This is a genomic window from Afipia broomeae ATCC 49717 (assembly GCF_000314675.2).
Lineage (GTDB): Bacteria > Pseudomonadota > Alphaproteobacteria > Rhizobiales > Xanthobacteraceae > Afipia > Afipia broomeae.
This window is the reverse complement of record NZ_KB375282.1, coordinates 128,026-140,000: the sequence shown is the minus strand read 5'-3', so window position 1 is coordinate 140,000 and position 11,975 is coordinate 128,026. Positions and strand designations below refer to the sequence as shown.

General features: G+C 60.9%; 6 protein-coding genes, 2 tRNA genes, 1 rRNA gene and 1 riboswitch. Of the genes, 2 read left to right on the top strand and 7 right to left on the bottom strand.

Going from position 1 to position 11,975, the window contains the following annotated elements; all coding sequences use genetic code 11:
• Positions 1 to 270: 270 nt before the first annotated feature.
• From HMPREF9695_RS00715 to HMPREF9695_RS00705, 3 genes are all read right to left on the bottom strand, one after another.
• Positions 271 to 346 (bottom strand) — tRNA-Ala (locus tag HMPREF9695_RS00715).
• A gap of 56 nt (positions 347 to 402) precedes the next feature.
• Positions 403 to 479 (bottom strand) — tRNA-Ile (locus HMPREF9695_RS00710).
• Positions 480 to 701: 222 nt separating this feature from the next.
• Positions 702 to 2,188, bottom strand: a 16S ribosomal RNA gene (locus tag HMPREF9695_RS00705).
• A 927-nt stretch (positions 2,189 to 3,115) separates the two neighbouring features.
• On the opposite strand from HMPREF9695_RS00705, the gene HMPREF9695_RS00700 reads away from it, so the two are divergent.
• The gene (locus HMPREF9695_RS00700) at positions 3,116 to 5,146 is read left to right on the top strand and encodes a LysM peptidoglycan-binding domain-containing M23 family metallopeptidase (RefSeq protein WP_006018835.1); all 2,031 of its coding nucleotides are present in this window, start codon (positions 3,116 to 3,118) and stop codon (positions 5,144 to 5,146) included.
• Between the two features lie 302 nt (positions 5,147 to 5,448).
• Here the strand turns inward: HMPREF9695_RS00700 and clpB are convergent, their stop codons facing one another.
• Positions 5,449 to 8,082: an ATP-dependent chaperone ClpB gene (clpB, locus tag HMPREF9695_RS00695; protein ID WP_006018834.1), complete on the bottom strand. Its 2,634-nt coding sequence runs from the start codon at positions 8,080 to 8,082 to the stop codon at positions 5,449 to 5,451.
• Positions 8,083 to 8,303: 221 nt separating this feature from the next.
• Here clpB and HMPREF9695_RS00690 point away from each other — a divergent pair, with 221 nt between their 5' ends.
• Entirely contained in the window at positions 8,304 to 9,083 is a 780-nt protein-coding gene (locus HMPREF9695_RS00690; protein ID WP_006018833.1) for an MOSC domain-containing protein, read from the top strand.
• On the opposite strand, the gene HMPREF9695_RS00685 is transcribed toward HMPREF9695_RS00690, so the two are convergent.
• The 3 genes from HMPREF9695_RS00685 to metX all read right to left on the bottom strand — a co-directional run bounded on the left by HMPREF9695_RS00685 (position 9,067) and on the right by metX (position 11,732).
• Positions 9,067 to 9,675: a TIGR02594 family protein gene (locus HMPREF9695_RS00685; protein ID WP_006018832.1), complete on the bottom strand. Its 609-nt coding sequence runs from the start codon at positions 9,673 to 9,675 to the stop codon at positions 9,067 to 9,069. The two genes, HMPREF9695_RS00690 and HMPREF9695_RS00685, sit on opposite strands and share 17 nt — an antisense overlap.
• 187 nt (positions 9,676 to 9,862) lie before the next feature.
• Positions 9,863 to 10,522: a methionine biosynthesis protein MetW gene (metW, locus tag HMPREF9695_RS00680; protein ID WP_006018831.1), complete on the bottom strand. Its 660-nt coding sequence runs from the start codon at positions 10,520 to 10,522 to the stop codon at positions 9,863 to 9,865.
• A 10-nt stretch (positions 10,523 to 10,532) separates the two neighbouring features.
• Positions 10,533 to 11,732, bottom strand: a complete 1,200-nt coding sequence (metX, locus tag HMPREF9695_RS00675) for a homoserine O-acetyltransferase MetX (RefSeq protein ID WP_006018830.1) — start codon at positions 11,730 to 11,732, stop codon at positions 10,533 to 10,535.
• A gap of 89 nt (positions 11,733 to 11,821) precedes the next feature.
• Positions 11,822 to 11,901, bottom strand: a riboswitch (SAM riboswitch).
• Positions 11,902 to 11,975: the final 74 nt, after the last annotated feature.

The following is an 11,975-nucleotide window of genomic DNA, read 5'->3' as shown; positions in this document are numbered from 1 at the left end:
TCAAGCGTTGCCGACAAAGATCATTTTACAACTCGCGCATCTCGCGATGCTTGAGCGCCGAAAATGATCTGGAGATACGCGCAAGGTTGTCGCCGGCGCCAGGCAAAACAAGTTTTGCAAAACGCTTTGTGGCGATCCTGCTCGGATCGATCTTCTCTTTACGATGTCAGAAATCACGCAGGCAGAGTCTTGGTGAAGACATTCTGCATGCGAAACGATGTTTCGCGGACGATTGTTTGACGCGCATTGTCGCATCGGCAACCCAGCCTCTGGTGGAGGCAGACGGGATCGAACCGACGACCTCATGCTTGCAAAGCACGCGCTCTCCCAGCTGAGCTATGCCCCCGTTCCAGAAGACGAATGCTCGAAAGCCGACTGAAGAGACGCATGGCGCAATCAAAGTGGTGGGCCTGGGAAGACTTGAACTTCCGACCTCACGCTTATCAAGCGCGCGCTCTAACCAACTGAGCTACAAGCCCTAACGACCATGTCCATTAAAGGATATGAGGCTCAAGCTGGCGCACCTTGTCTGATGACAAGACGCTGCAGCGCCGCCCCTGGCGCGTGTTCGTCCGCGAAGAAAGAGAAACGAAGACGGCGGTGTCCCGCCAATGCAGCTCAGCGATTGATCCAATCACTGGCCACTGATGTTTCTAAAACGAACCGATAGCTGCCGAAGCAATCTGAAGGTTCATCCTTAGAAAGGAGGTGATCCAGCCGCAGGTTCCCCTACGGCTACCTTGTTACGACTTCACCCCAGTCGCTGACCCTACCGTGGCCGGCTGCCCCCTTTCGGTTAGCGCACCGTCTTCAGGTAAAACCAACTCCCATGGTGTGACGGGCGGTGTGTACAAGGCCCGGGAACGTATTCACCGTGGCATGCTGATCCACGATTACTAGCGATTCCAACTTCATGGGCTCGAGTTGCAGAGCCCAATCCGAACTGAGACGGCTTTTTGAGATTTGCGAAGGGTTGCCCCTTAGCGTCCCATTGTCACCGCCATTGTAGCACGTGTGTAGCCCAGCCCGTAAGGGCCATGAGGACTTGACGTCATCCCCACCTTCCTCGCGGCTTATCACCGGCAGTCTCCTTAGAGTGCTCAACTAAATGGTAGCAACTAAGGACGGGGGTTGCGCTCGTTGCGGGACTTAACCCAACATCTCACGACACGAGCTGACGACAGCCATGCAGCACCTGTGCTCTATGCCCCGAAGGGAAGGTTCCATCTCTGGTACCGGTCATAGACATGTCAAGGGCTGGTAAGGTTCTGCGCGTTGCGTCGAATTAAACCACATGCTCCACCGCTTGTGCGGGCCCCCGTCAATTCCTTTGAGTTTTAATCTTGCGACCGTACTCCCCAGGCGGAATGCTTAAAGCGTTAGCTGCGCCACTGAAAAGTAAACTTTCCAACGGCTGGCATTCATCGTTTACGGCGTGGACTACCAGGGTATCTAATCCTGTTTGCTCCCCACGCTTTCGTGCCTCAGCGTCAGTATCGGGCCAGTGAGCCGCCTTCGCCACTGGTGTTCTTGCGAATATCTACGAATTTCACCTCTACACTCGCAGTTCCACTCACCTCTCCCGAACTCAAGATCTTCAGTATCAAAGGCAGTTCTGGAGTTGAGCTCCAGGATTTCACCCCTGACTTAAAGACCCGCCTACGCACCCTTTACGCCCAGTGATTCCGAGCAACGCTAGCCCCCTTCGTATTACCGCGGCTGCTGGCACGAAGTTAGCCGGGGCTTATTCTTGCGGTACCGTCATTATCTTCCCGCACAAAAGAGCTTTACAACCCTAGGGCCTTCATCACTCACGCGGCATGGCTGGATCAGGCTTGCGCCCATTGTCCAATATTCCCCACTGCTGCCTCCCGTAGGAGTTTGGGCCGTGTCTCAGTCCCAATGTGGCTGATCATCCTCTCAGACCAGCTACTGATCGTCGCCTTGGTGAGCCGTTACCTCACCAACTAGCTAATCAGACGCGGGCCGATCTTTCGGCGATAAATCTTTCCCCGTAAGGGCTTATCCGGTATTAGCACAAGTTTCCCTGTGTTGTTCCGAACCAAAAGGTACGTTCCCACGCGTTACTCACCCGTCTGCCGCTGACGTATTGCTACGCCCGCTCGACTTGCATGTGTTAAGCCTGCCGCCAGCGTTCGCTCTGAGCCAGGATCAAACTCTCAAGTTGGACTTGAAACTTTAAACCGGCTGATCACAACGTTTGACGAGGTCCCACCATTGTTAGCCGAAGCCAACATGCTGTCTGCGATTCACATCGCTGACAACGATGGTGTAACCTTTAAAACGTGTACCGCCGAAGTCTTTCGTCCGGTCTCAACCAATTGAAAAACCGAAGTTTCCCAACCTGCCGAGACCCGCAAGGACTCCGCCGTCCACGTTTCTCTTTCTTCATCTTTACTTGTCAAACAGCCCGAAACCCGAGGGTTTCACTCGCCCGTGGCCGGGCGAAAAATCTTTCGGTCTCTACTTAAAGAGACCCTGCCACCCATCCGACGCCGAATGACAACCGACAACTATCGGCTGTTTGTTCACTCGTCTAGGAGAGGAGCTTGACAGGCGCGGAAGCTTGCCTGGGCTGTGGGCCCCGGCGCCGCCGCGCTCAGTGGTCGGGTTATAGGCCCTGCCGTCTGAGCTTGTCAACGCCCATGTCAAAAAATCGTCGCAACGCACCCAAGAAAATCGAATCGCTGAGAAGTCCTGATTTATCAGGGGTTCGCGCCGTACTTGAGCCACATTCCTGCGACGTCCTGCACAGGAAATATGCCTTGGCCGGACAAATACCAGTATAGTTTGGCCGGTCAGGTTGAAAGATTCGGCGATGACTTTGGCGATGACTTGGGATCGTCGCCTGACTTGGGATGAAAAACACCGACGAGTTGCGTGGCATTGACGTCAGGCCCGTTTCGCCAGCACCTTGGCGCGCGACGAAAACGGCAGTGACGGCAAAATAACCAGACGCTATTGGCTCGAGCTGTCCCACCTTGGGATGTGGGCCGCACGACCGGCGAACTGGAAGCTCGTTGAGCGACGACCGACGACGACACTGAAGACGACTTGGACTTGCTACGAGAAGACTTGCGGGGGGAAGGCAGTTTTGAACCACGGGACGTCACGCGGGGGCAATTACGGGCGTGCCGGGATCATTGATCTCGGTCACGAGCCACCGCTGTCAGTTGACGGTTCGGAAGCCGCTGTCATCGACCGCCGCCGCGTCTCCGTACAGTGGTTTAGCGGCACGATTCTCACCGGTCTGTGCGGCGCGGCTTTGATCGGCGGCGCCGTTTTCGCGTCGCTCGACGGCGAAATGACCTTCGCCAAGGTTCCTGAGCGCGTCGAAGGCGCACTGCGCGGCGCATTCGGCGCCAATGACAAGGGCGCCGTCGCACGCAAGAGCGACCGTCTTCCGCCTCCCAGCGATTCGGCCGCCGCGCGCCAGGTGATTCGCGTTTCGACAGCCGTGCGCGCCGGCGGACGCGACGTGATGCGGGTACGCCCGTTCGTCCGCATTGCCGGCAACCTGTCGCTGACGACCAGCGATCTTTCCGCCAAGGTTCCCGCCTTCAACGCCCAGCGCATGCTGACCGATGTCGGCACTGCCGCCCCTGCGGACGGCGACGATTCGCAAAATCCCAATGCCGCCGAGCCGGATGCCGAAGTCTCGTTTGTAACGCGCGACCTCGCCCAGGTGCTTCCCCGGGCCAAGATCGCCGCCAGCGTGGCGATCGACGAGGTGCTGCTGCGGGTGCGCGACGCTTCAAGCTGGCGCGGCAACAGCGCCGTCAAATATGCGTCGACCATGCCGACCGATCTCAAGATGGCCTACGCCGCGGAAGGCACGCCGGATCCCTATGCCGGCTTCGAGACCCGCGTGGTGCCGGAAAACGTGACACTGCTGCCGAAAACCAAGGATCAGATCACCGGCGGCAACCCCTCCAGCGAAAAAATCCACATCGTCAAAAAGGGCGACACCGTGCAGTCGATCCTGCGCGATCTGGGCGCCAGCCCCGGCGAAGCCCTCGCCATCGCCAACAATCTCGGCGCGCGCGGCCGCGACGGCGGGTTGAGGGAAGGCCAGAAGCTGCGCATCATGATGGCGGGCACCGGTCCGGGACTTCAACGCCAGCAGCCGGTCCGGGTGATCGTCGCCAACGAAACCACGATTGAAGCCGTGGCCGCACTTTCGGATCTCGGCAAATACGTCGCCGTCGATCCCCAGAGCTTCAACACCGTCACCGAAACCGCGAACACGAATGACGATGACGACGATGATGACGGCACCGGCGTGCGGCTCTACCAGAGCATTTACGAGACCGCGCTGCGCAACAAGGTTCCGGCGACCGTCATCGAGGACATGATCCGCATCTACTCCTACGACGTCGATTTCCAGCGCAAGGTCCAGGCCGGCGACTCGTTCGAGGTGTTCTTCGCCGGCGAAGACGAGACACCGGTCAACAACGAAAAGACCGAAGTGCTCTACGCCTCCCTCACAGTCGGCGGCGAAACCAAGAAATACTACCGCTTCCAGGCGCCGGACGATTCCATCGTCGACTACTACGACGAGACCGGAAAGAGCGCGAAGAAGTTCCTGGTCCGCAAACCCGTCAGCAACGCCATCATGCGCTCCGGCTTCGGCGGCCGCCGTCACCCGATTCTCGGCTACACCAAGATGCACACCGGCGTGGACTGGGCGGCTCCTTACGGCACGCCGATCTTCGCATCGGGCAACGGCGTGATCGAAAAGGCCGGATGGGAAGGCGGCTACGGCAAATATATCCGCGTCAAGCATCCCAACGGATACGAAACCGCCTACGGTCACATGACCGCGTTCGCCAAGGGCATGGAGCCCGGCAAGCGCGTGCGGCAGGGCCAGGTGATCGGCTTTGTCGGCTCGACCGGCCTGTCCACCGGCGCGCACGTGCACTACGAAATTCTGGTCAACGGCCGCTTCGTCGATCCGATGCGCATCAAGCTGCCGCGCGGCCGCTCCCTCGAAGGGCCGATGCTGGCGAGCTTTGAAGCCGAACGCGACCGGCTGGACGGCATGATCAGCAACCGTCCCGGCGTCAATCGTCCGCAGCCGCAGGCCGCCAAGGGCCAGAAGACGGCGCAGGCCAACGACCGCTAAATTTCACGACAAATATTTTTCGTTTAAAGCAACGCATGCCGTTTGCATCGCGCGTGGAATGCAATGCTGGTTTTGATTGCCCAGCAAAACGACGCGACAAATACTCCCTGCACAAGACTTAAAAACAGTCGGGAGGCTAGCGCCGTGATCCATGGGTTTGTCGCCTCCGCGGCTCATGGCCGGGCCTGTCACGGCCATCCCGACGAATAGGGCATTGTGCCCAACCCATCGGGATCACCGGGACAGCGGAGCGACACCGTTCTTCGAACGGCTATGCCCCGTGATGACAGAGTGCGCAGTCCTTAGTTCAGCTTGCTCTTCGGCACCGGCGGCATCTCGCTATCGATCTTTGCAAGCTGACCGTTGAAGGTCAGACCCGCATCGGTCGCCGAGACGGCGACGTTTTCACCGTCATGGATGCGGCCGGACAGGATCATTTCCGCCAGCGGGTCCTGCAGCGCGCGCTGGATCGCACGCTTGAGAGGACGCGCTCCGTAAGCCGGATCCCATCCCTTCGCAGCCAGCCAGTCGCGCGCCTTGTCATCGAGCGTCAGCGTGATCTTGCGATCCGCCAGCAGCTTCAGCAGCCGCCGCATCTGGATATCGACAATGCGGCCCATCTCGGTCCGCTGCAGCCGGTGGAACAGGATGATCTCGTCGATACGGTTGAGGAATTCCGGACGGAAACTCGCCCGCACCACCGCCATCACCTGATCGCGCACCGCCGACGTATCCTCGCCCTCTCCCTGGCTGACCAGAAATTCGGAGCCAAGGTTCGAGGTCATGATGATCAGCGTGTTGCGGAAATCGACGGTGCGGCCCTGACCATCGGTCAGGCGGCCGTCGTCGAGCACCTGCAGCAGCACGTTGAACACATCGGGATGCGCCTTCTCGATCTCGTCGAACAGCACCACCTGGTACGGCCTGCGCCGCACCGCTTCGGTGAGCGCGCCGCCTTCGTCATAACCCACATAGCCCGGAGGCGCGCCGATCAGCCGCGCGACCGAGTGCTTCTCCATGTATTCGGACATGTCCATGCGCACCAGCGCCGTCTCGTCGTCGAACAGATATTCGGCGAGTGCCTTGGTCAGTTCGGTCTTGCCGACGCCGGTCGGGCCGAGGAACATGAACGAGCCGATCGGACGATTGGGGTCCTGCAGGCCGGCGCGCGAACGCCGCACCGCAGTCGATACCGCGCTGACAGCTTCGGCCTGGCCGATCACGCGCTCCGCAAGCTGCAGCTCCATCTTGAGCAGCTTCTCGCGTTCGCCTTCCAGCATCTTGTCGACCGGAATGCCGGTCCAGCGCGACACCACCTGCGCGACATGGCTGGACGTGACAGCCTCTTCGAGCACGACGTTGCCGGCCTTCTCGCTTTCTTCCAGCGCCTTCAGCTTCTTTTCCAGTTCGGGAATCCGGCCATAGGCCAGTTCGCCCGCCTTCTGGAATTCGCCGCGACGCTGCGCGTCGGCGAGTTCCTGGCGCGCCTGCTCCAGTTCGCTCTTGACCTTCTGGGCATTGGACAGCTTGTCACGCTCCGACTGCCACTTCGCAGTCAGTGCAGCGCCCTTCTCCTCAAGGTCGGCCAGCTCCTTCTCGAGCCGCTGCAAGCGATCCTTCGACGCCGAATCGGTTTCCTTCTTCAGCGCCTCCTGCTCGATCTTCAGCCGCACGATCTCGCGATCGATGTTGTCGAGCTCTTCCGGCTTGGAATCGATCTGCATCTTCAGCCGCGCCGCGGCTTCGTCGATCAGGTCGATCGCCTTGTCCGGCAGAAAGCGGTCGGTGATGTAGCGGTTCGACAGCGTTGCCGCAGCCACGATCGCGGAATCCGTGATGCGGACACCGTGATGCAGCTCATACTTCTCTTTCAGGCCGCGGAGGATCGACACCGCGTCTTCGACGGTGGGCTCGGAGACGAACACCGGCTGGAAACGGCGGGCCAATGCGGCGTCCTTCTCGACATGCTTGCGGTATTCGTCGAGTGTGGTCGCGCCGATACAATGCAGTTCGCCGCGCGCCAGCGCGGGCTTCAGCAGGTTGGACGCATCCATCGCGCCATCGGCTTTTCCGGCGCCGACCAGCGTGTGCATCTCGTCGATGAAAAGGATGATCTGGCCGTCCGAGCTGGTGACTTCCGAGAGCACAGCCTTCAGCCGTTCCTCGAACTCGCCGCGGTACTTCGCACCTGCGATCAGCGCGCCCATGTCGAGCGACAGCACCTTCTTGTCCTTGAGACCTTCCGGCACGTCACCGTTGATGATGCGCAGGGCGAGGCCTTCGACGATGGCGGTCTTGCCGACGCCGGGTTCGCCGATCAGCACCGGATTGTTCTTGGTCCGGCGTGACAACACCTGAATCGTGCGGCGGATTTCCTCGTCACGGCCGATCACCGGGTCGAGCTTGCCGTCATGTGCGGCCTGGGTCAGGTCGCGGGCATATTTCTTCAGTGCGTCATAGGCGTTTTCCGCCGACGCGCTGTCAGCGGTGCGGCCCTTGCGCAGGGCGTTGATCGCAGCATTAAAATTCTGCGGCGTGACGCCGCCTTTGGCGAGCAGCGCGCCCGCGTCGCTGTCCTTGTCGGCCGCGAGCGCCTGAAGCAGCCGCTCAACGGTGACGAAGCTGTCGCCGGCCTTCTCGGCCGCCTGCTCGGCGGCATCGAAAGCGCGCGCCGTCGCCGGGGCCAGGTAAACCTGTCCCGCTCCTGCGCCTGACACTTTCGGCATTTTCGCCAGCGCATCCTCGGTGGCCTTCAGGATCGCGCGCGAGTTGCCGCCGGAGCGATCAATCAGACCGCCCGCAAGACCTTCGCTGTCGTCGAGAAGCACTTTCAGGATATGCAGGGGCGTGAATTGCTGATGGCCCTCACGCATGGCCAACGTCTGTGCCGACTGGATGAATCCCTTCACACGGTCGGTATATTTTTCAATGTTCATTTCGGGTTTCCCTCAGCCTGCCATTGTCCGCCCCGAAGGCACGGATATTAGCATCTTCAATGGGGTTCCGCCGCCGGCATTGACGTTCCTCAACCCGTGGCGGGGACCGGCGTTGCACCGGCCTGAGCGTCATGTGGGAACTGCGGCGCGCCTGTGAAAGAGGCAGGGCTGAAAATTCGGCGAAAGTGGCGGGAAGCCGCGAATCCACCTAAGAACCGGGAATGACAAACACCACCGCAACCCTCCAGAGCATCTATCGCTATCCCGTCAAAGGCCTGTCGCCGGAATTGCTCCCGGATGTCGCCTTGCAGGCAGGCCGAACCTTGCCCGCCGACCGCCGCTACGCGATCGAGAACGGCCCGATCGGCTTCGAGCCTGCCAATCCGAAGTATTTTCCGAAAATCCGCTTTTTAATGCTGATGCGGAACGAGCGTCTCGCCGGACTTCAGACCCGGTTCGACGACGCCAGCAATACTCTGACGATCAGGTACAACGGCGCGGAAGCCGCGCGCGGCAATCTGGAGACGCCGGAAGGGCGCGCGGCCATCGAGATGTTCTTCGCGGAGAATTTTTCGCCGGAGTTGAAGGGGCCGCCGAAGGTCCTCTCTGCGCCCGGTCACAGCTTTTCGGACGTCGCCGCCAAGGTGGTGTCGATTATCAATCTGGCCAGCGTGGCCGCCATTGAGACCATCGTCGGCCAGCCAGTCAATCCGCTGCGCTTTCGCGGCAATCTCTATGTCAGCGGCTGGCCCGCATGGCACGAGTTCGATCTCTTGGAAAAACAACTGACGATCGGCGATACGCGGCTCAAGGTGATCAAGCGGATCGTCCGCTGTGCCGCCGTCAATGTCGATCCGGTCACCGCAGAACGGGACCTGAATATCCCGCACGCACTGATGCAAATGTTCGATCACGCCGATTGCGGCGTCTACGCCGAAGTGATCGCCGGCGGCACGATTGCCGCCGGCGATACCATCACAGAACTCAGCTCGACGGCATGACGTAGGCATAGACCCGCCCACGCGAATAGGTGGCCTCGGCGACGCGGTGGCCATGGTTGCCCGAGATCACGATCGGATTGCCCTTGGGGTCGATGCCGCTGACGATCCCGACATGACCGCCACGGCGGCCACGCGACATCACCGCGATAGCGCCGACCTGCGGGCCCGAGATGCGCTGGCCATAGCCCGCGAACGAACGCGCCATGTCGGAGCCGGTGCCTTTGTGGCCGGAACGCTCAAGAACCATGTTCATGAAGCGCGCGCACCAGAGGCTGGAGCGGCCCGTCGGATTTCCGCTGCCGATATAACGCCGCGCTTCGGCGACGACATTCGATCCGCCGAAGCCGCCACCGAAGCCCTGCGAAGCTGACGCTTCCGCAGCCGCTGCGTAACGCCCGCGCCGCGCATGATGGCGAGTGCTATGGCCATAATGCTTCCTGGCGTGATGCTTGGAATGGTGAGCGTGAGTGTACCGGCTTGCTCCGTGATGCGGCCTCGCCGAAGCCGGAGTTGCCAGTGCGACGATTGCCACCGAACACAGCGCCAGCGCGGCGCCTCGAAGTGGCAGGCGAAGTTTACGCGATAGAGTCATCCATTATTCCTCGTGACACCCCCTGTGCCCATCGTTCGCACGCGAACGACATTCCGCAGCGCAAAAAACGGGTGGGTGTGACGAGAGCAAGACAGGAAAAGGCGCTCGCGGATTCATTTCGCGGCGATAACGGGATCATTTCACGGCGAGAATGCGAACATACATGGCCACATTGAAGCCGCGAATATTAATCGCGGCGCGTGAGCAGGAAGACGCCCTGCTCGCCGAACATGTTCCAGAACCACCACGGTGCGTTGAGCCGCAGCGGCCGGCCATAGAGATCGAGCGCAACAGCGCGCTCCATGTTGACGTTGATCTCGTTACAGAGCTGCACGAAATCCTTGATGGTGCAGAAATGAATGTTCGGCGTGTCGTACCATGTCGCCGGCAGATTGTCGGTGCGCGGCATCTGGCCCTTCACCAGCAACTGGAGACGCATTTTCCAGTGGCCGAAATTCGGAAACGACACGATGGCGCGATGGCCGATGCGCAGCAGGTTTTCCAGCACCACGCGCGGCTGGCGCGTCGCCTGCAGGGTCTGCGACAGGATCACGTAATCGAACGCGTCGTCGGGATAATTGATCAGATCGGTGTCGGCGTCGCCCTGCACCACCGCGAGGCCCTTGGCGACGCAGCGGTTGACGCCCTCGCGCGACAGTTCGATGCCGCGCCCGTCGACGCCGCGTGTTTCCAGAAGCCGCAGCAGATCGCCTTCGCCGCAGCCGACATCGAGCACCCGCGAGCCGGGCTCGACCATCTGCGCGACCAGCAGATGGTCGGCGCGATAGCCGTTCTCGGTGACGGGAAGAACCGCGGTCGGCCGGAACGCCTGATCCTGAATTGTCATCCTGGCGCTCCTACCTGCTGGCCGAGGTCAGGCCGTGCGCCGACGCAGCCGATTCCAGGAATGCGCGGGAAATCTCGATGAACTCGGGCACGTCGAGCAGGAACGCATCGTGTCCCCTGTCGGTCTCGATTTCCGCGAACGACACCCGCGCGCTGCTGGCGTTGAGCGCGTGCACCACCGCACGCGCCTCCGACGTCGGAAACAGCCAGTCGCTGGTGAACGACACCACACAGAAGCGCGTGCGGGTGCCGCGCCAGGCTTCCGCCAGCACTCCATTGTGGTCGGCGGCAATGTCGAAATAATCCATCGCACGCGTCAGATAGAGATAGCTGTTGGCGTCGAAGCGCTCGACGAACGACGAGCCCTGATGGCGCAGATAGCTTTCCACCTCGAAGTCGGCATCGAACGAGAACGTGGGCACCTCGCGGTCCTGCAAGCGGCGGCCGAACTTGCGATGCAACGCGGCGTCGGAGAGGTAGGTGATGTGCGCGGCCATGCGCGCAACACCGAGCCCGCGGTGCGGATGGGCGCCGTCCTCAAAATAACGCCCGCCGCGCCAGTCGGGATCGGCCATCACTGCCTGACGGCCGAGTTCGTGGAATGCGATGTTCTGCGCCGAATGCCGCGTGCTGCACGCCACCGCGAGCGCAGAGAACACGCGTTCTGGATAGGCCGCCGTCCATTGCAGCGCCTGCATGCCGCCCATCGAGCCGCCGACCACGGCGAACAGTTTGTCGATGCCGAGATGATCGAGCAGCATCGCCTGCGCCCGCACCATGTCGGGAATGGTGATGACGGGAAAATCCAGTCCCCACAGCTTACCGGTGGCGGGATTTGTCGACGACGGACCCGTGGAGCCCATGCAGCCGCCGACCACGTTGGCGCACACGACGTAGTAGCGATCGGTGTCGATCGGCTTGCCGGGGCCGACCAGCGTCTCCCACCAGCCCCGCTTGCCGGTGACCGGGTGGACGTTCGCGACATGCTGATCCCCGGTGAGCGCATGGCAGATCAGAATGGCGTTGGAGCGGTCGGCGTTGAGCTGGCCGTAGGCCTGATAGGCAATTTGGAATGGCGCGAGATCGATGCCGCAGTCCAGCCGCAGCGGCTTGTCCGCACCGAACTGCGCGACCAGCGATGACGGATGATCCGCCTCGTGCGCGCGTTCAGCGGCCGCAGTATCACTCTTCAACGGTTTGACATTAACCATCTTGTTACTGGCCTCCTCAGCAGGTCGCGAAGACCAACATCGGAAATCAGGCCATAAAAAACCCGGCCTGAAACGAGGTTCGGCCGGGATCACTTATGTCCCCGGCCTGTTTAGCGAGTTGTTTAACGTGGCTGCAAGCCGGCCGGCTCAAATGACCACAGAATGGCTAAGTTACTAGTCACGAACGGCCTTTTCGTCAAGCTGCACCGCGACATCGCAAGGCCACCCTGCTTTGGTGTGAGG